Annotated in this window: 17 protein-coding genes; 3 read left to right on the plus strand and 14 right to left on the minus strand. The window is 63.7% G+C overall.

Going from position 1 to position 18,405, the window contains the following annotated elements; translation table 11 throughout:
* The first annotated feature begins 52 nt into the window (after positions 1 to 52).
* Complete coding sequence (locus tag PP1Y_RS25790; protein ID WP_013832967.1) at positions 53 to 901, plus strand: hypothetical protein; 849 nt, start codon at positions 53 to 55, stop codon at positions 899 to 901.
* On the plus strand, positions 894 to 1,403 hold the full coding sequence (locus PP1Y_RS25795; RefSeq protein WP_013832968.1) for a hypothetical protein: 510 nt from the start codon (positions 894 to 896) through the stop codon (positions 1,401 to 1,403). Before PP1Y_RS25790 ends, PP1Y_RS25795 begins: the two co-directional genes overlap by 8 nt.
* 38 nt (positions 1,404 to 1,441) lie before the next feature.
* Here PP1Y_RS25795 and PP1Y_RS14860 read toward each other — a convergent pair whose 3' ends face one another.
* From PP1Y_RS14860 to PP1Y_RS14885, 6 genes are all read right to left on the minus strand, one after another.
* On the minus strand, positions 1,442 to 2,635 hold the full coding sequence (locus PP1Y_RS14860; RefSeq protein WP_041558884.1) for a hypothetical protein: 1,194 nt from the start codon (positions 2,633 to 2,635) through the stop codon (positions 1,442 to 1,444).
* Between the two features lie 357 nt (positions 2,636 to 2,992).
* Entirely contained in the window at positions 2,993 to 3,505 is a 513-nt protein-coding gene (locus PP1Y_RS25800) for a septal ring lytic transglycosylase RlpA family protein (RefSeq protein WP_041558885.1), read from the minus strand.
* 132 nt (positions 3,506 to 3,637) lie between these two features.
* Positions 3,638 to 4,855: an argininosuccinate synthase gene (locus tag PP1Y_RS14870; protein WP_013832970.1), complete on the minus strand. Its 1,218-nt coding sequence runs from the start codon at positions 4,853 to 4,855 to the stop codon at positions 3,638 to 3,640.
* 100 nt (positions 4,856 to 4,955) lie between these two features.
* Positions 4,956 to 6,218 (minus strand): cyclopropane-fatty-acyl-phospholipid synthase family protein, encoded by a 1,263-nt coding sequence (locus tag PP1Y_RS14875; RefSeq protein ID WP_013832971.1) that lies wholly within the window; start codon positions 6,216 to 6,218, stop codon positions 4,956 to 4,958.
* A 133-nt stretch (positions 6,219 to 6,351) separates the two neighbouring features.
* A complete protein-coding gene (locus PP1Y_RS14880) occupies positions 6,352 to 7,107 on the minus strand; it encodes an SDR family oxidoreductase (RefSeq protein WP_041558886.1) in 756 nt (251 codons plus the stop codon).
* A 180-nt stretch (positions 7,108 to 7,287) separates the two neighbouring features.
* Positions 7,288 to 7,671 carry a glycine zipper 2TM domain-containing protein gene (locus PP1Y_RS14885; RefSeq protein WP_041558887.1) on the minus strand — a complete coding sequence of 128 codons (384 nt, stop codon included), beginning with the start codon at positions 7,669 to 7,671 and terminating at the stop codon, positions 7,288 to 7,290.
* 156 nt (positions 7,672 to 7,827) lie between these two features.
* Between PP1Y_RS14885 and PP1Y_RS14890 the strand changes: the two genes are divergently transcribed.
* Positions 7,828 to 8,667: a PhzF family phenazine biosynthesis protein gene (locus PP1Y_RS14890; RefSeq protein ID WP_013832974.1), complete on the plus strand. Its 840-nt coding sequence runs from the start codon at positions 7,828 to 7,830 to the stop codon at positions 8,665 to 8,667.
* Between the two features lie 21 nt (positions 8,668 to 8,688).
* Here PP1Y_RS14890 and PP1Y_RS14895 read toward each other — a convergent pair whose 3' ends face one another.
* The 8 genes from PP1Y_RS14895 to hutI all read right to left on the minus strand — a co-directional run bounded on the left by PP1Y_RS14895 (position 8,689) and on the right by hutI (position 18,345).
* Positions 8,689 to 10,455 carry a bifunctional diguanylate cyclase/phosphodiesterase gene (locus PP1Y_RS14895; RefSeq protein ID WP_041558888.1) on the minus strand — a complete coding sequence of 589 codons (1,767 nt, stop codon included), beginning with the start codon at positions 10,453 to 10,455 and terminating at the stop codon, positions 8,689 to 8,691.
* A 25-nt stretch (positions 10,456 to 10,480) separates the two neighbouring features.
* Positions 10,481 to 10,945 carry a response regulator gene (locus PP1Y_RS14900; protein ID WP_148274981.1) on the minus strand — a complete coding sequence of 155 codons (465 nt, stop codon included), beginning with the start codon at positions 10,943 to 10,945 and terminating at the stop codon, positions 10,481 to 10,483.
* Positions 10,938 to 12,386, minus strand: a complete 1,449-nt coding sequence (locus PP1Y_RS14905) for a PAS domain S-box protein (protein ID WP_148274982.1) — start codon at positions 12,384 to 12,386, stop codon at positions 10,938 to 10,940. Before PP1Y_RS14905 ends, PP1Y_RS14900 begins: the two co-directional genes overlap by 8 nt.
* A 231-nt stretch (positions 12,387 to 12,617) precedes the next feature.
* The gene (locus PP1Y_RS14910) at positions 12,618 to 13,109 is read right to left on the minus strand and encodes an asparaginase domain-containing protein (protein ID WP_007011799.1); all 492 of its coding nucleotides are present in this window, start codon (positions 13,107 to 13,109) and stop codon (positions 12,618 to 12,620) included.
* Between the two features lie 40 nt (positions 13,110 to 13,149).
* Positions 13,150 to 14,817 carry a urocanate hydratase gene (gene hutU / locus PP1Y_RS14915; protein WP_013832978.1) on the minus strand — a complete coding sequence of 556 codons (1,668 nt, stop codon included), beginning with the start codon at positions 14,815 to 14,817 and terminating at the stop codon, positions 13,150 to 13,152.
* Positions 14,814 to 15,623 carry an N-formylglutamate deformylase gene (hutG, locus tag PP1Y_RS14920; RefSeq protein WP_013832979.1) on the minus strand — a complete coding sequence of 270 codons (810 nt, stop codon included), beginning with the start codon at positions 15,621 to 15,623 and terminating at the stop codon, positions 14,814 to 14,816. The genes hutU and hutG overlap by 4 nt, the downstream gene beginning before the upstream one ends.
* Positions 15,620 to 17,149, minus strand: a complete 1,530-nt coding sequence (gene hutH, locus PP1Y_RS14925) for a histidine ammonia-lyase (RefSeq protein ID WP_041558889.1) — start codon at positions 17,147 to 17,149, stop codon at positions 15,620 to 15,622. The genes hutG and hutH overlap by 4 nt, the downstream gene beginning before the upstream one ends.
* Entirely contained in the window at positions 17,146 to 18,345 is a 1,200-nt protein-coding gene (hutI, locus tag PP1Y_RS14930; protein ID WP_041559341.1) for an imidazolonepropionase, read from the minus strand. The genes hutH and hutI overlap by 4 nt, the downstream gene beginning before the upstream one ends.
* Positions 18,346 to 18,405 lie beyond the last annotated feature (60 nt).

Raw genomic sequence — 18,405 nt, forward strand, 5'->3', positions numbered from 1 at the left:
TGAGTAGAGAATCTCAACTTATCACCGCCGTTTGGTAGTGACGAGGAGTTACATGGAAAAAGCTTTACACGTATTTCGAATCAGGTGTGAGCATTTGCCGCAAGCTGACCTGTTTGTTGAAAATAGAGCGCCGCAAGAGGTGATATTTGATGCATTCGAGGAGCATCCTGTTGCGCAAATCGGCGGAGGCAGTGAGTGGCATATTGCTGGGACCGATAAATTTTCCAGCGCTGCAATCGCTTTTCAAATAGGCCGCATTCAATCAGTAAATACTCCGAAGTATGATGACGCGAAACAGTTCTTCTATGATTCAGAAGGCGAAAGAGCCCCTTACGTATACGGGGTGTTCGATGGTCAGACTCAAGCGTGCGTAATTGAGAAAAAGTCGCCCATTTCTGCAAAGGCGGAGGAGGTTGCTTTGAAGCTTGAGAAACTCCTCAATAGTGTTCCCTTTGCCGCGGATGCAGGGTTTAGAATCGTTGTTGATGAGCTGAGAGACCCTGAAGGTTTTATAGAGCAGGTGAAGGGCGCCTATAAAGTCACGAGGTTTCAATTCGTTGCTGAGTTTGAGAACCCTCATGACGTTCAAGCTCTTATACACGGCCCAGCGGAAAGGTATAATAAGGCAATCGGTGGTTCGAGGACAACAATCGAAACGCGTGGCCCTGATCTGGATAAAGAACTTGTTGAAGAAGTCGCAAGAAGTGCAGCCTCACTCGGCGACACCGCTAGTGCTACAATTCTAGAAGAATCTGATACGAAGCCGAAAACGATCTATCTTCGCGGAACTCCATTGCTCGAGAGAATACAATTTTCTGAAGGCATAGATGAGATGAAGGAAAAAATGTTAATGGCTTTGCGTTCAGCCTATGGGCGCCTAAGAAGTGTAAATAATGATTGAAACTTTTTGGCCATGGATGTTTTCTAAATTTGGTCGCAGAACTGGATTTAGACTTCTCCTTAATTGGTGGCTATTAATTGACTTCATTATTGCATTTGTGTTGACCGTTTTTTTGAAGGTTGACGGATTCTATTTCGCTGGGAAGGCATTGTTTCCCGCTGCATCTATTTTGGTGGGTATGTCAGTTGCTTGGACGGCTCGAGCTGCGACAATTCTTAATAATGATAAATTTCAAGAGCGAGTATTGTCGGAGCAGAATCCGATGCAAGACTACATTTATGGCTATCAAATGTCTATTATGATGTTGTTTGGCTGTATCATGTATATATCAATTATGTCTGTTGGCGGATTTGATTTTTGTATAATTAATTGCAAATTATCTCGATTTATTTCGTCGTTCTTTATGTACTTTTCAATCTCGATGACGATTAGAGAGTGTTGGTCTGTTGTGAATTTCACAAACTTACTTGTTCTCTTGGATAATAAAGTGCGACAAAATTAGAGCGTCGTTGCCTTTGGTGTCACGCAGATTTCACCATTTTAGCGCGAAGCTTCGAGAGACTTTCCTACACACCCCCACATGCCATAAATACCCCGGTTCACCCCGGCGCGGGTCATTCGCGCCGGTCCTGATGCTCCAGTTCGAGGGGGTGAACCATGTCCGACAGTTCCAGTCCAGCCACGCCCGGCGCGCCGAATGGCGCCGCTCCGGATGCCCGTCCGTCTTCCGGTCCCTCTGCGGCAAAAGCAGGCGACACTGCGCCGCCCACGCGCTTCGGGCGGGGGTGGATACCGGCTTCGCGCGATATCGGCCTGCCGTCCGACGATTGGCCCGCCTCCGCTTGCCCTGACCATTTCGACCGGGATTGCGGCGCCGGGATGGCCTCGCCGTCGGTGGCCTCGTCCTTCGGGCAGGCCCGGGGCTGCGGGCAGGGGGAACGGGACGGGCAGGGGGATGGAATGCCCACCCTTGATCCCTCCGCCAAGCGGGAGGGGGACGGCGTGCCCCACAATGGCTGGAGCGATGCGCGCAAGGTTGCCTTCCTCCACCACCTTGCCGACCGGGGCGATGTGCGCGCGGCCTGTGCGCAAGTGGGGATGAGCCGGACCTCCGCCTATCTCCTGCGGCGGCGCGATGCGGTCTTTGCGCAAGGCTGGTCCGCGGCGCTGCTTCTCGCGCGCGCCCATGCCGAGGAAGTGCTGGCGACCCGCGCGATCGACGGGGTGGACGAGGCGGTGTGGTTTCGCGGAGAGCTGGTCGGGCGGCGGCGGCGCTACGATTCCCGCCTGCTGCTGGCCCACCTCGCGCGGCTGGACCGGCTGGCCGAGCAGCACCACGTGAGCGAGCAGGCCGGGCGCTTCGATGAAGTGCTGGCGCTGCTTTCTGGCGAGGCGCCGGACGCGGACTTTTTCCAGTCCCCTCTCGATCCGGCGCTCGATCCGGCGTTCGATCCCATGCTGGACGAGGACGCGCCCGATCCGGTCCTGCCGCTCTCGCGCCGCGACTATGTCGATTGTGCCCCGGCGGACCCGGAAGGGGCCGGGCAGGACTGGGACGCATGGCAGGCCCGCGCCTGCGACCATGTCGACGCAGTGCTGCGGCAGGCCCGGCAGGAGCGCGAAGCGGACGCGCGCGGCGGGCAGGGCGTGGTCGCCTGGGACGGCTGGATCGGGCCGGGGCTGGACGATCTGCCTGCCGAATTCGCTTCTCCCGATGCGGGCGGGCAGGGCCACGGCGGCGATGCGGATGACGGGGCGCCGATGGAGTACAAGTCGCTGGACGGGCCCGCGCCGTACCTCTCTGGACAGTGTAAACCGTGTAAACCTGCAGGGCCTTGCAGCGTCTTTCGAAAAATCCGCAGGCGCCGGGAACGGATTGCCGGGGCCGATGTTATCGCAAGTGAAGGCCGGCGCGGTGATGCTCCCACCCCCCTCCCACCACCGCGCTGGCCGACTTTTTGCGGTGATGGATCTGGCGAAAGCGCGCAGGTTTTTCGCAGGGATGCGCGTTCAGGCGCAGGACCCGCTCAGGCAGAGCCTGTCGAAGCCCCCCGATGCAAAAGCCCAGCGGAAAACCGAAAAAAAGAAGGCTCAGTCGGCCAGGAGCGCCAGTTCCACGCGGCCCTTGCCGGCGCGGGTCAGGCCGATCTCGTCCGCGGCGGCGCGGCTGAGGTCGATCACGCGGTTGCCGTGGAACGGCCCGCGGTCGTTGATGGTGACGATCACCGAATCGCCGGTCGCCTCGTTGGTCACGCGCACCTTGCTGCCGAAGGGCAGGGTGCGGTGCGCCGCGGTCAGCGCCTGCGGGTCGAACAGGTCGCCGCTGGCGGTGCGGTTGCCGGCGAACTGGCGGCCGTAGTAGCTCGCCATGCCCGAACCGATCGGATCGAACTCGGGCGCGTCGATTTCGGCGGGGGCGGGGGCGACATCACCGGTCGTGACGGTGGAAGCGGCGGGCGCGGTCAGCGCCGGTGCGGCCTGCTGCGGGGCCAGCTCGGGCACGGCAACGTCGGCGGCGTGGATGGGGCCTGCAAGCGGAAGCGTGACCAGTGCCGCAAGCGCGACAAGCAGGTGTGCTTTCCGGTTGCCCGGTCGAACTGCCAAGATTCCCCACTCCGTCCCGTTTCAGGTGTGGGGGACTCCTACATGCCGCAACGCAAAAAGGGGACTCATGCAAAAGCGGCCCGTCGCGCTTTGGCAACGGACCGCCGGAATGTGTTAACCGTTTGAGAGGATTCAGGAAGCGTCGCGCTGGGCCAGCAACCGCAAACGCAGGGCGTTGAGCTTGATGAATCCGGCGGCGTCCTTCTGGTCGTAGGCACCCGCATCGTCCTCGAACGTGACATGGCGCTCGGAGTACAGCGAATCGGGCGACTTGCGGCCGACGACCGAGGCCATGCCCTTGTAGAGCTTGAGCCGGACGGTGCCGTTGACGCGCAGCTGGCTGTGGTCGATCGCGGCCTGCAGCATCTCGCGCTCCGGGGCGAACCAGAAGCCGTTGTACAGCAGTTCCGCGTACTTCGGCATCAGCTCGTCCTTGAGGTGCGCGGCGCCGCGGTCGAGCGTGATCTGCTCGATCCCGCGGTGGGCAGCGGCGTAGATCGTGCCACCCGGCGTCTCGTACATGCCGCGCGACTTCATGCCGACGAAGCGGTTCTCGACGAGGTCGAGGCGGCCGATGCCGTGCTTGCGGCCCAGCTCGTTGAGCTGGGTGAGCAGGGTGGCCGGGCTCATCGCCACGCCGTTGAGCGCGACGCCGTCACCCTTGTCGAAGTCGACGGTGATGTATTCCGGCTGGTCCGGCGCATCCTCGGGATTGACGGTGCGCGAATATACGTAGTCGGGGGTCTCTTCCCACGGATCCTCGAGCACCTTGCCCTCCGACGAGGTGTGCAGGAGGTTGGCGTCGGTCGAGAACGGGCTTTCGCCGCGCTTGTCCTTCGGCACCGGGATCTGGTGGGCCTCGGCCCAGGCGATCAGCGCGGTGCGCGAATTGAGGTCCCACTCGCGCCAGGGAGCGATGACCTTGATGTTCGGATCGAGCGCGTAGGCCGACAGCTCGAAGCGGACCTGGTCGTTGCCCTTGCCGGTTGCGCCGTGGGCGACGGCGTCGGCGCCGGTCTCGTGGGCGATTTCGATGAGGCGCTTGGAGATCAGCGGACGCGCGATCGAGGTGCCGAGCAGGTAGTCGCCCTCGTAGCGGGCATTGGCACGGAACATCGGGAACACGAAGTCGCGCACGAATTCTTCGCGCAGGTCGTCGATGTAGATGTGCTCGTCGGGAATGCCCATGAGCTTGGCCTTGGCGCGAGCGGGTTCAAGCTCCTCGCCCTGGCCGAGGTCGGCCGTGAAGGTCACGACCTCGCAATTGTAGGTGACCTGCAGCCACTTGAGGATGACGCTGGTATCAAGCCCACCGGAATAGGCGAGGACGACCTTCTTGATATCGGACATGACGCTTGCGAGCTCCGCTGGAATCGACGCTGGAATTGCGACGCGCGCCTAACAGCGGGGGCGGTTCGGCGCAATGCCGGTGTTAAAAAGGCGCTCGCAATCACCCGGCGCGAAGCAGCTCTTTCTCTCGTGCTGCCATGTAGTCCCGGGTGAGGGGCAGGGCGCGGCGGCGGCGGGTGTACTGGATCTGGTAGTTGCACATGCTCCCGCTCTCGAACGCGGCGGTAGCGCCGGCGAGGTAGAAGATCCACATGCGGTAGAAGCGCTCTCCGTAGAGGCCGACGATCTCGTCCTTGTGGGCGACGCAGCGCTTGTACCATTCGCGCAGGGTCAGTGCGTAGTGCAGGCGCAGGTTCTCCACATCGGCGGCGATCAGGCGATAGCGTTCGCTGGCCGCGATGGTTTCGCTCAGCGCGGGGATGTAGCCGCCGGGGAAGATGTACTTGCGGGTGAAGGCATCGGTCGAGCCCGGGCCGCCCATGCGCCCGATGGTGTGCAGGAGCATGACACCGTCGTCGACGAGCAGCTTCGCGCAGTCCTGGAAGAAGCGGTTGAACTGCGCCTGCCCGACATGCTCGAACATGCCGACCGAGACGATGCGGTCGAACTTCTCCCCCTGGGCCGCAAGATCGCGGTAGTCGACCAGTTCGAAGCGGGTTCGGTCCGCCACGCCCGCGGCCTCGGCCCGCTTGCGTGCAAGGGCAAGCTGTTCCTCGCTCAAGGTAATGCCAAGGACGTTCACGTCGGCATGCTTGGCCAGGTAGATCGCCATGCCCCCCCAACCGCAGCCAATGTCCAGCACCCGCTGGCCGGGAGCGAGCGCGAGCTTGGCGGCGATATGGGCGAGCTTGACCTCCTGCGCCTGTTCCAGCGACATGCTGTCGCTTCCGTCCGCATTCGGCCAGTAGGCGCAGCTGTATTGCATGTGGTCCCGATCGAGGAACAGCGTGTAAAGGTCGTTGCCGATGTCGTAGTGGTGGGCGACGTTGGCCTTGGCGCGGGCGGCCTTGTTGATGCCGTCGATTACAGTGAGCGCGCGCGTTCCGATCTTCTTGAGTCTCGATCCTTCGCCGAAACTGCCGCCGCGATCCCACGGTCGATTGGCGCGCAGGAGCTGGACCAGTTCCATGATGTCGCCGCGCTCAACCAACAGCTGACCGTCCATGAAAGCCTCGGCAGCGCCCAGTCGCGGGTCGAGGATGATCTTGCGCTCGGCTATGGGATCGGTGAAGCGCACGGCGACATCGGGATAATTGGGCTCTGGCGTGCCTTTGCGCGTCCGGGTGCCGTCCGAATAGGTGATTTCGAGAATGCCCTTGCGAACCGCCTTGCCGAGAAATCGTTCGAGCAACATCTTCGACATATGCTTATGATCCCGTTGGATAATTCTTTTACCTACGGAGCCTGAACCTGTCGCAGTGCGAATGGTTCCGGGCCATGTGGACAGCGTAGCCGGCAATTGGCCACTGGCAAGGACTTATCCGGAACCAGCTACGCTATTGCCGGGCGAGGAACAGAACATCGCGCTCCTGGGCGAGAAGGTGCTGGCCGGAATCGACGAACACGGTTTCTCCGCTCGCAAGCCAGCCTTGCGCCAGGAACAGGGCCGTTTCGGCAATGTCCTGCGGCGTGGTCTTGCGACCCAGCAGGTTCATGCGGTGGGACACTTCGGTTTCGGCTTCGGTCTGGTCATGACTGGCCAGGATGGCCCCGGGGGCAATGCCATAGATGCGATCCTCGGCATGGGTGCGGGCCATCGACAGCATCGGAATGGTTGCGGCCAACGCATGCTTGCTCATCGTGTAGGAAAAGAAGTCCGGATTGGGGTTGAGCAGCTTCTGGTCGGTGACATGGATCACCCGTCGCCCGCCCACTGCCTGCGCATGGCGCAGATAAGCCTGGGCAAGCAGCGCCGGGGTGCACGCATTGACCTGCATCGCCTTGGCGAAGGTGGACGTGTCGAGCGCCTCTGCCGTATCGAGATCGAACACACCTGCGCAGTTGATCAGCACCCGCCAGTCCTGGAGCCGGACGGCAAGGCTTTCCACCAGTGCAACGGCGGCCTGTCCATCGCCCAGGTCGCAGCTGACGATTTCGGCGGAAGGAAGCTGTCCCGCCAGCGCCTCGGCCTGCGCCGTCGACTGGCCGTAGTGAATTACGACGTGCCAACCGGCGGCTCCGAAGGCACGCGCAATGGCCGCGCCGATCCGTTTCGCGCCGCCCGTCACCATCATCGTCGGTCGCATGGTCATGTGGCTTCAGGAATGTCGTTTTGGGTCATCGGCCTTATTGGAGCATATACAGCCGGCCGGGGATAGCGCTGGAATTCCAGTCCTTCGCAACTATCGCTGCGCCAGATGGACGCAAAGCGAAAGGGCGCCCCGTCGGTTTCGACGGGACGCCCCATGCGTCTTGAGGCAATGCCGCTCAGGTCAACGGCACTTGAGATCGCCGCGGTCGATGGTGCGGCCGAGCAGGCCGCCGGCAACGCCGCCAAGGATCGCTCCAAGCGTCTTGTCGCCGTTACCCGCCAGTTCGTGCCCGGCGAGAGCGCCGACGCCGGCACCGATGATCAGACCGGTCGTACCGTTGTCACGGCGGCAGTAATAGCGGCCATCGCGTCCACGCCAGACGCGATCGCGGCGCGTGATGCGACGCGGTTCGTAATAACGGCCGCGCGAATCGTACATGCGGTGATGGCGTTCCTTTTCGCGATAGCCGTGCGCGGGTGCCCACGGCGGCGGATCGGCAGCGGCCGGCACGGCCGGGATCGCCAAGGCGGCGGCCGTGAAAGCCAGAATGGATTTCTTGAACATTGCGTCCTCCTGCAAGTGCCTGTCTTGAACCTTTGAATTGCTTTTAGGTTCACCTGAACCCAACGCCGGATGAACGGTTCGTTGGGTCGCCGGGACTGGAGACAGACCGATGTAATCCTGCGATGAAGTGAACTGCAATGATGAAAGGTTCATTAGGTGCAAATCGATCTCGTCGATGTCTTTGGGTCCGGACCGCTGAGCGGCAATCCCCTGGCCGTAGTGCGCGGAGCTGAGGATCTCGAAGCCGACGCGATGTTGAAGTTGACGCGATGGCTCGGCTATTCGGAAACGACCTTCATCCTGCCGCCGACCGACACCGCCGCCGATTACCGCCTACGTATCTTCTATCCGGCGGGTGAGCTGCCTTTCGCCGGGCATCCGACGCTGGGCACGGCCCATGTTTGGCTTGCCTCGGGCGGTGTTCCCAAACATGCGGGCAGGATCATGCAGGAATGCGGCATAGGCCTTGTCGAAGTGCGGCAGGATGCCGACCGGCTGGCATTTCGCGCACCGGACCTGCTGCGCACCGGACCGCTGTCGGACGAGGACCGGGCCGAAGCCATCCGCCTTACCGGTGTGGCGGAAGACCAGGTGATCGCAGCCGTGCATGCCGATAACGGACCGGGCTGGAAGCTCCTTCACCTCAAGTCAGCCGAGCAGGTGGTGGCCGCAAACCCGGTGCCGCGTGCGCCGATGCCCACCGATGTCGGCCTGCTTGGCGCCTGGGGGCCGGGGCACGACAAGCAATTCGAAGTGCGGGCCTTCTTCGCCGATCCGACCGAGGCGATGGTGGAGGACCCGGTGACGGGAAGCCTCAATGCCGCGGTGGCGCAGTACCTGTTCGGGCAAGGCCTGGCGAGTGGCAGCTACCTTGCCGGACAGGGGCAGAGGACCGGTGCCGACGGCCATGTCCACTGCTCGCAGGAAGCGGACGGCTCGATCTGGGTGGCCGGGCGCGTGGAAACGGTAGCCCAAGGCGCGGCCCTGAGTTTCTGATCGTACCGGTTGCGGCTTGATTCATGCGCGCAGCCGGTGTTGCGGCGTTGCGTCGCCGCGCTGGGTCATCCAGGGCAGGACATCTTCGTAAGGCATGGGGCGGCAGATCCCGTATCCCTGTCCGGCGTTGCAGCCCAGGGTGGTGAGCAACTGCTGTGTTTCGGGTGTTTCGACGCCTTCGGCCACAAGCGAGATGCCGAGGTTCTCGCAAAGCACGACAAGGCTGTTGACCAGAGACTGGTCGAACCGGCTTTCGGTGAAGCGCGAGATGAATGAGCGGTCTATCTTGATTTCGCTGATGGAAAATTCGCGCAAGTAGCCGAACGAGGTGAAGCCCGATCCGAAGTCGTCGATGGACAGGCCAATTCCGTTTTCGCGCAGCCTTTCGATCACGCGCTGTGCCTGAGCCGGATTGGCGATCAGTGCGGTCTCGGTGAGTTCGAAAATCAGACGCCGTGGATTGACGCCATGGCGGGCGATCAGCTGGGGCAGGTTCTCGATGAATTTGGCCCTTTCGAGCATCCGTGCCGATATGTTGATCGCGATGGTCGCCTCGTCGATCCGGTCCTGGATCTGCGCGAACTGACCCAGCACCTTGTTGAGGCAATGGTTGGTGAAGGATTCGAGCAATGGCGATTGCTCGACGGTGTGGATCAGCTGGTCGGCAGGCACCGGCGCCCCGCTAGGATGGCGCCAGCGCACGAGGACCTCGAAACCGAGGACTCGTCCCGATCGCAATTCGACCTTGGGCTGCCAGTGCCAATCGACGGCGTCGCATGACATCGCGTTTTCCAGTTCCACCAGCATACCCTTGCGATCCAGCGAAGGGCCCGGTCGTGTCTGGCTGTCGGTGGCTATCACGACCTTGTCGATGCCGCGCTTGGCCAGGTACATCGCATCGTCGGCCGCCGAGAGCAGGGTCTGCGCGGCAGTGCCCATCTCGGGGCAAAGGGCGATGCCGATCGATCCCCCCACGTTGAGCATGTGGTTGCCGCAGGCGACCGGCTGTTCGATCAGGTCGGTAAGCTTCCTGCCCATCTTCAGGGCCAGTTCGGTGGAATCGATGGCCTGCAGGATGACGGCAAATTCGTCACCCCCAAGTCGCGCGACCGTGTCCACTTCGCGCAAATGACTGCGCAGGCGCTGGGCGATCACGGTCAGGGTCAGGTCGCCGGCGGCATGGCCGAGGCTGTCGTTGATCTCCTTGAACCGGTCGAGATCGACCATCAGTACGGCAAAGGAATCGCCATGGCGCCGGGCGCGGGCGCAGCACTGGCCGAGCCGGTCGAAGAAAAGGGTGCGATTGGGCAGGTCCGTCAGCGGATCGTGCAGGCTGCGGTGGGTCAGTTCCTCTTCCGCCCGGCGCAGCTCCTGCCGGTACTTGCGCCAGGCAATCCCTTCCTCGATCGAGGCAAGAACCTGTTCTTGCGAGAGCTGACGCTTGGCGAGGAATTCGGTCATGCCGGACTTGATCGAATCCACCGCGATCTGTTCGTTGCTGTTTCCGGTCACGGCGACGATCGGACAGTCGGGATCGATTTCGTCACGGATCGCGGGAATGAGATCGCGTCCGTCACCATCCTGCAGGCCGAAGTCCAGGAAGACGATGTCGAAGTGGCTGGCCGGCTTGCGGATAAGCGTCATCGCTTCGGCATGCGATGTGGCTTCGGTGATGGATATGTCGCGTGGGCAGCGCCTGAGCATGCGGATCAGCCGTTCACGATCGACGTCGTCGTCATCGACGATCAGGGCGGACAGGCCGTTGCCGGTCTTGGAAAAGCCTTTCATCGTGGGGGTCCTTGAAAGCCTGCTCTTACGGGAGTTCCTGGGTCAAAGTGTACTTGGTCATGAACTCCGCAAGGCGGGCGAACTGCGGCCCGACCTCGGACTTGACCATGTATCCGGCCACCTGCTCGTTGTAGGCGCGGCAGCGGTCCTGATCGCGCGAGGAGGTGCTAAGGACGAAGATCACCGTGCGCCGCAATCGCGTGTCCGCGCGCACGGCTTCGAGGAACTGGAAGCCGTCCATGCGCGGCATGTTGAGGTCGAGCAGGACGATCACAGGCGTCGTCAGCTTCTTGTCGGGGTGATCGCCCGAGAGTACCGCCAATGCTTCGCTCCCGTCGCCGGCCGTCAGCGTCCTGCAGGGGACGTGATGCTTGCGAAAACTTCGTAGCACGCCTTCGATGGCGACATCGTCGTCATCGACGATGAGGACCGTGCAATCGGCCAGTGCAGCACGGTCATCGGCCTCGGCCATTTCGCCGGTTTCAGCCATTGTCCCTCTCCCGCAGCAGGATTCGGGGCCAGTGTACTTCGAAGCAGGCACCGGCCAGTTTGCCCTTGCCGCGCACGACGGTGATCATTCCGCCATGCGCGTTGATCATACGCCGGGTGAAGGCGAGCCCGACGCCGTCACCGTCCGTGCCGGGAGAAGCGCGGTGGAACAGCTTGAAGATGCGTTCCTCGTTGCCCTCGGTTATGCCGCGACCGTCGTCTTCAACGGTGAAGACGGCGAAGCGGCCTTCTTCGCGCAAGGTAATGCGCAGATTACCGCAGCGCTGGCCGTGGTGTTTCACGGCATTGCCGATCAGATTGCGCAAGGAGGTGGCGAGGGGCGCGCGCGGGGCCGTTATGGGGCCGCCGGCGATGTCCAACTCGACGCTGAAGCTTTCCGGCACCATCGCATGAGCGAGCGCCTCCGCGACCAGTTCGTGCGGATCGATCACTTCGATCATCGTATCTGGGGTGCCGGCCCGGGCATAGTCCAGCAGGTCATCGATCATCTGCTCGGCGCGAGCGATGCGCGTGGCGATGCGATCGAAGTTGTGGCGCACGTCATGCGGGAGCTTGTCTTCGCCCAGATCCTCGCGGATCCAGCTCACCAGGTCGCCAATACCGCGCAGGGGGGCACGCAGATCGTGGCTGGCCACATAAGTGAATTCCTCCAGCTGGGCATTGGTCTGCTGCAGTGCGCTTTCAGCGCTCTTGCGCTGCGAGATGTTGCTGACGATCGCCATGGTCAGCGGCCGGTCGGGCTGTTCGAGCCGGGTGAGTGCGATTTCGACCGGCAGTTCCTCACCGCAGCTGTGCAGGCCGGTCAGATCGCGCCCCGAACCCATCATGCGCGAGCTGGGCGCGGCGATGTAGCCATCGACGTGGCTAGCGTGGCCATGGCGATAGCGATCCGGCACCAGCAAATCGAGCGGCTGGCCGACGAGGCTCTCCGGACTGTAGCCGAACTCGTCTGCCAGCGTCCGGTTGACCTGGACGATGCGCTGCCGGTCGTCGACAAGCAGAAGACCGAGCGGCAGATTCTCGAAGATCTGGCTGAAACGGCGTTCCGCGGCGACTTGTCGCATGAGGCTCCGGACGTAGACGATGGTGTGCTGACCGGCAGAGCCGGGACCGTCTCCCAGCGTCAGGTCGACCGGATGGTTGTTGCCGTCGATGTCAAGAAGCGCGGACTGCCATGTGCGGCCGCCGCGAGCCTCGACCGACATGTCCAGCATCTGGCGCAGCGTGTCCGCGTCGTCGTCGGCCATCCGGGCATAGATCAGTCCTTGGTGCAGCGAGGCAGGATCGCTTTCCCCGAGGATCGCGGCGAGGGCGGCATTGGCCCAGGAGACGACGCCGGTATCGTCAACGCACATGGCACCGATCGGTGCGCGGGCCAGCGCAGTCTCCAAGCCTGTATCGAGCCGTGTCACGAGAGTCATCGACGCTCCCTTCACCATGTCGACCGGGGCACGGGAGGGTGCGGGGCGACGTATCTGCCGTTGCCGACAGCGGGGGAGAAGGCGAAAGTCGTGAGCAGCCACGGCCTGCGCCTCCTATCTGCAGGCTAAGGGCCTACTTATTGGAGAGGCGCGAACGGGTCGCTCCGGATCTCTGCGTATTCTGAGGGAAGATGGGTCCGTTTCGGTTCCGTGGCGGACCTAAGGTGTCAATCAGACCTCGACGAAAGTGCCTGCCTCACGATCCTTGCGGACCTTCAGGCCATCGAAGACCGACCCGTTCATCGTGATCCAAACCCCGGGGCTGGCCGCCTGACAGCAAGCGAAGGCCATGCCAAGGTTGAACGCGGCATCGCTTTCCGAAAACCTTGCCGGGGCCAGCGCGCCAGCCAGCACGACAGTCTTGTCGGTGAGGTGCGCCAACGCCTGCGCCGTTACAGCCATCGTGTCGGTGCCGTGGGTAACGACCACGCGCTTCTCCGGCGCATTGGCAATCGTCGCGGCGATCAGTGCGCGATCCTCGTCAGTCAGCTCGAGGCTGTCCTTGCGCATCAGTTCGACGATCCGGAACGGATGCGTCACGCGCGCGATCTTCAGCAGCTTCTCGATCACGCTTTCGGTGATCTGGTACTCGCTGAGCGCGTCGAAATACTGCTTGTCGATGGTGCCGCCGGTGGTGACGACGAGAATGGGTGACCTGTCCATGGCGGTGCCTTTAGCCGGGGATGAGCGGGATAGGCAATCGTCAGCCGAGAATACCGGGCAGGTCCAGTCCCTTTTCGCGCGCGCAGTCCAGCGCGATCTCGTAGCCTGCATCGGCATGGCGCATAACGCCGCTGGCCGGATCGTTCCACAAGACGCGCTCCAGACGCCTCGCTGCCGCGTCGCTGCCGTCGGCGACGATGACCATGCCGGCATGCTGCGAATAACCCATGCCGACGCCGCCGCCGTGATGTAGCGAGACCCAGGTTGCACCGCTGGCGGTATTGAGCAGGGCGTTGAGCAGGGGCCAGTCCGAAACCGCGTCCGAGCCGTCGCGCATGGCCTCGGTCTCGCGATTGGGGCTGGCGACCGAACCGGAATCGAGGTGGTCGCGGCCGATCACGACCGGGGCCTTGAGTTCGCCGCTCGCCACCATCTCGTTGAAGGCAAGTCCGAGCCGGTGCCGATCGCCCAGGCCGACCCAGCAGATGCGCGCTGGCAGGCCCTGGAAGTGGATGCGCTCGCGCGCCATGTCGAGCCAGCGGTGCAGGTGGGTATCGTCGGGCAGCAGTTCCTTCACTTTGGCGTCGGTCTTGCAGATGTCCTCCGGATCGCCCGAAAGCGCGGCCCAGCGGAACGGGCCGACTCCGCGGCAGAACAGCGGGCGGATATAGGCGGGGACGAAGCCGGGGAAGTCAAAGGCGTTCTCGACGCCTTCGTCCTTGGCCATCTGGCGGATGTTGTTGCCGTAATCGACCGTGGGCACGCCCGCTTCATGGAAGTCGAGCATCGCGCGAACGTGGGCCGCCATGGAGGCCTTGGCGGCTTTGGCTACCGCTTCGGGTTCGCGTTCCCGGCGCTCGACCCATTCGGCGACGGTCCAGCCCAGGGGCAGGTAGCCATTCACCGGATCGTGGGCGGACGTCTGGTCGGTGAGCAAGTCGGGGCGGATGCCGCGCGCGAACATGTCGGGCAGCACCGCGGCGGCATTGCCGAGCAGGCCGACCGAGACGGCCTTGCCTTCGGCGCGCGCCCTTTCGAGAATCGCCATGGCATCCTCGATGGTTGCGGCGCGATGGTCGAGATAACCTGTGCGCAGACGCATATCGATGCGGCTTTCCTGGCATTCGATGGCAAGGCAGGAAGCCCCAGCCATGACCGCTGCGAGCGGCTGCGCGCCGCCCATGCCGCCAAGACCGGCGGTAAGCAGCCAGCGCCCGGTGAGGTCGCCGCCATAGTGCTGGCGGCCCATTTCGACGAAAGTCTCGTAAGTGCCCTGAACGATGCCCTGGCTGCCGATGTAGATCCACGAACCTGCGGTCATCTGGCCGTACATCGCCAGTCCCTTGCGATCGAGTTCGTTGAAGTGCTCCCAGCTCGCCCACTTCGGTACGAGGTTCGAATTGGCAAGCAGCACGCGCGGCGCATCGGCATGGGTGCGGAACACGCCGACCGGCTTGCCCGACTGGATCAACAGCGTCTCGTCGTCCTTGAGGCGGCGCAGCGTCTCGACAATGCGGTCGTAGCTTTCCCAGTCACGTGCGGCGCGGCCGATGCCGCCATAGACAACGAGTTCTTCGGGACGCTCGGCCACATCGGGGTGCAGGTTGTTCATGAGCATGCGTAAGGGCGCTTCGGTGAGCCAGCTTTGCGCAGTGCGTTCGGTTCCGGTCGCAGGGACGATCCGGCGCGAATTGTCGAGGCGGGTCATGATCTTCCTTTCGCGAAGTCTAGGCAGGCTTCGATGATCCGGTGCAGCACGGGCAGGACGGCGGGCTGTGTGCCAAGCGGGGCGGGCCAGTTGTCGGGCGAGGGCGCCTCGGGCTCGGTAAGGTAGCCGCGCATCGCGAGTTCCATCTGGATCGCGTGAATGCCGATGTCGGGCGCGCCGTAGTGGCGGGTGGTCCAGCCACCGCGAAAACGCCCGTCGACAACATGGCTGTGCCCGCTGGCAGCGCAGATCGAGGCGACGGCCTCGCGTAGCGCCGGAGAGCAGGTCGCACCGCCATTGGTGCCCACGTTGAATTGCGGCAGCTCGCCTTCGAACAGGCGCGGCACGCGGCTGCGGATGGAGTGGGCGTCGTAGACGACGATGTCATCGTGGCGGGTGCGCAGGCGATAGATCTCGTCGCGCAGGGCCGCGTGGTAGGGATCGAACCAGTTTGCCCGGCGCCGTGCGATTTCGGCTTCGTCGGGCCGGGTGGCCGAATAGAGAGGCTCACCGTCGAAGGTTTCGGTCGGGCACAGGCCGGTAGTCGCCTGGCCAGGATAGAGTGAGAGGCCGGAAGGATCGCGATTGCAGTCAATCACCGTGCGCGACATGGCGGTGCGGATCGTCGTCGCGCCCATGTCGCGCACGAAGGCGTAGAGCTGCGCGATGTGCCAGTCGGCATCCTTGCGCGCCAGCCAGGGCGAGCTCAGGCCCGCCTCGATGGCTTCCGGGATCGCAGTGCCGCCATGCGGAAAGCAGACGATCAGCGGTGCATCGCCGCGGTCTATGTCGAGCCAGTCGCTCATGCCACGCCCGGCAGCTCGACGCCTGCCGCCGAGATGATGGCGCCCGAACGGATCAGCGCATTGGCCGCTTCCAGGTCGGGATGGAAATGGCGGTCCGGGCCAAGCGCAGGGACCTTTGCGCGCACGGCGTGCCTGACTGCCTCCAACGCCTCGCTCGATTGTAGCGGGGCATGGAAGTCGCATCCTTGCGCGGCGGCCAGCAGTTCGATGCCGACGACAGCGGTGGCATTGCGGGCCATGGCCACGAGGCGACGACTCCCGTGCGCAGCCATCGAGACATGGTCCTCCTGGTTGGCGGAAGTCGGGATGGAATCGACGCTGGCGGGATAGGCGCGCTGCTTGTTCTCGGAAACGAGCGCGGCGGCGGTCACTTGCGGGATCATGAAGCCGGAGTTGAGCCCGGGCTCGGGCGTCAGGAAGGCGGGCAGGCCGGACAGCGCGGGATCGACCAGCATGGCAGTGCGGCGTTCGGAAAGAGAGCCGATCTCGCAGATTGCCAGCGCGATCATGTCGGCGGCGAAAGCGACCGGCTCCGCATGGAAATTGCCGCCCGACAGCGCCTCGTCGGTTTCAGGGAAGATCAGCGGATTGTCCGAGACGCCGTTGGCCTCGATGGCAAGGGTCCCGGCCGCCTGCCGCAGCACATCCAGCGCGGCACCCATGACTTGCGGCTGGCAGCGCAGGCAGTAGGGGTCCTGCACGCGTATGTCGTTCTCGACATGGGAGGCGCGGATCGCCGAACCGGCCATGAGGCAGCGCAGGACATCGGCGGCGGCGATCTGGCCGACATGGCCGCGCAGCGTGTGGATGCGATGATCGAAGGGCGCGTCCGATCCCTTGGCCGCCTCGGTCGATAGGGCGCCTGCGACCAGTGCGGATTGCAGCAGGCGTTCGGTCTCGAACAGCCCCGCAAGTGCCCATGCGCAGGAGAACTGCGTGCCGTTGAGCAGGGCGAGACCCTCCTTGGGGCCAAGCTCGGCAGGTTCCAGTCCGGCATCGGCCAGCGCCCTTGCGGCAGCCATGCGTTCACCGCGCGCGAAGACATCGCCCACGCCCAGCATCGTCGCCGCCATGTGGGCAAGCGGCGCGAGGTCTCCGCTCGCGCCGACCGACCCCTGACAAGGCACGACCGGTGTAATGTCCCTTTCGAGCATCGCTTCGAGCAGACCCGCCGTGCGTGCCGAGATGCCCGATGCGCCCTGGGTCAGGCTGGCGAGCTTGAGAGCGAGCATCAGCCGGACGACTTCGACGGGCGTCGGCTCGCCCGTACCGGCGGCATGGCTCAGGACGATATTGCGCTGTAGCTTGGCAAGGTCGGCATCCTCGATGCGGATGCTGGCCAGCTTTCCGAAGCCGGTGTTGATGCCGTAGACCGGCTCCCCGCGCGCGACGATGCGGGCCACAGCCTGCGCGCCGCGGGCAATGGCCTCGTTCGCCCCGGCATCGAGGCGGACACGCGCCCCCCGGTAGATGGCGCGCCATTCGGCCAGCGGAACGCTGCCGGGCTTCAGGGTAACGGTATTCACTGGCCTCTCCGAATGCGGGCGTGAAGGGGATTGAAGCCGATGCGGTAGACAAGCTCGGCCGGGGTCTCGATGTCCCAGATTGCCAGGTCGCAGGCCTTGCCTGCCTCCAGCGTGCCGATCCTGTCGCCCTGCCCGAGTGCGAGGGCCGCATGACGGGTAACGCCGAGCAGGCATTCCTCGACAGTCATGCGAAGCAGCGTCGCCCCCATGTTCATCGCCAGCAGGAGCGACGTCATCGGCGATGTGCCGGGGTTGCTGTCCGTAGCAAGCGCCATGGGTACGCCCGCGCCGCGCAAGGCTCCGATAGGCGGAACGCGGCTCTCGCGGGTACAATAGAAGGCTCCGGGCAGCAGGGTGGCGACAGTGCCTGAACCGGCCATCGCGGCGACGCCGGCATCGTCGAGCCATTCGAGATGGTCGGCCGAGAGTGCTCCGAAACCTGCAGCGAGGGCTGCGCCGTGCCGGTTCGACAGCTGCTCGGCATGGAGCTTGACCGGCAGGCCGGCCTGGCGCGCCGCCTCGAAGATGCGCCGGGTCTGCGCGGGCGTGAAGCCGATGCTTTCGCAGAAGGCATCGACGGCATCGGCCAGCCCTTCGGCGGCAAGCGCAGGGATCATTTCGCGCACCACGGTATCGATGTAGCCATCGGCATTGCCGGCGAATTCCGGAGGCAGGGCGTGGGCGCCAAGAAAGGTTGTTGTCACGCCGACGGCGCGTTCGTCGGCAAGTCGGCGGGCAGCGCGCAGCATGCGCCGTTCGGCATCGAGCGAGAGCCCGTAGCCCGACTTGATTTCGATGGTGGTGACGCCTTCGGCGATCAGCGCGTCGAGGCGGGGCAGGGCACTTGCGACCAGTTCGGCTTCGCTGGCGGCGCGCGTCGCCGCCACGGTCGAGACGATGCCGCCACCGGCGCGAGCGATCTCCTCGTAACTCGCACCGGCGAGCCGCAGTTCGAATTCCTGCGCGCGGTTGCCCGCGTAGACAAGGTGCGTGTGGCAATCGATCAGGCCCGGGGTGATCCAGCGACCCGCGCAATCGACCGTCTCGTCTGCAGCGAAGTCCGGAGCCAGCCTGCGCGGTCCCGCATAGGCGATCTGGCCGCCGCGCGCTGCCACGACGCCGTTTTCGACCACGCCGAGACCGGGCCCGGCCATCGTCGCCAGACGCGCATTCATCCAGACCCTGTCGCACTTCACGAGAATCGCGGCCTCCATTTCGAGAGTGAAATCTTGGCATGGACGTGCAATAATGTATAG

The organism is Novosphingobium sp. PP1Y (genome assembly GCF_000253255.1).
GTDB lineage: Bacteria > Pseudomonadota > Alphaproteobacteria > Sphingomonadales > Sphingomonadaceae > Novosphingobium.

Bases quoted from the DNA above. Each gene is read 5' to 3' on its own strand.
- PP1Y_RS25790 (WP_013832967.1), top strand. From the start codon at position 53: ATGGAAAAAGCTTTACACGTATTTCGAATCAGGTGTGAGCATTTGCCG.
- PP1Y_RS25795 (WP_013832968.1), top strand. From the start codon at position 894: ATGATTGAAACTTTTTGGCCATGGATGTTTTCTAAATTTGGTCGCAGA.
- PP1Y_RS14870 (WP_013832970.1), bottom strand. From the start codon at position 4,855: ATGTCCGATATCAAGAAGGTCGTCCTCGCCTATTCCGGTGGGCTTGAT.
- PP1Y_RS14875 (WP_013832971.1), bottom strand. From the start codon at position 6,218: ATGTCGAAGATGTTGCTCGAACGATTTCTCGGCAAGGCGGTTCGCAAG.
- PP1Y_RS14880 (WP_041558886.1), bottom strand. From the start codon at position 7,107: ATGACCATGCGACCGACGATGATGGTGACGGGCGGCGCGAAACGGATC.
- PP1Y_RS14885 (WP_041558887.1), bottom strand. From the start codon at position 7,671: ATGTTCAAGAAATCCATTCTGGCTTTCACGGCCGCCGCCTTGGCGATC.
- PP1Y_RS14895 (WP_041558888.1), bottom strand. From the start codon at position 10,455: ATGAAAGGCTTTTCCAAGACCGGCAACGGCCTGTCCGCCCTGATCGTC.
- PP1Y_RS14900 (WP_148274981.1), bottom strand. From the start codon at position 10,945: ATGGCTGAAACCGGCGAAATGGCCGAGGCCGATGACCGTGCTGCACTG.
- PP1Y_RS14905 (WP_148274982.1), bottom strand. From the start codon at position 12,386: ATGACTCTCGTGACACGGCTCGATACAGGCTTGGAGACTGCGCTGGCC.
- PP1Y_RS14910 (WP_007011799.1), bottom strand. From the start codon at position 13,109: ATGGACAGGTCACCCATTCTCGTCGTCACCACCGGCGGCACCATCGAC.
- hutU (WP_013832978.1), bottom strand. From the start codon at position 14,817: ATGACCCGCCTCGACAATTCGCGCCGGATCGTCCCTGCGACCGGAACC.
- hutG (WP_013832979.1), bottom strand. From the start codon at position 15,623: ATGAGCGACTGGCTCGACATAGACCGCGGCGATGCACCGCTGATCGTC.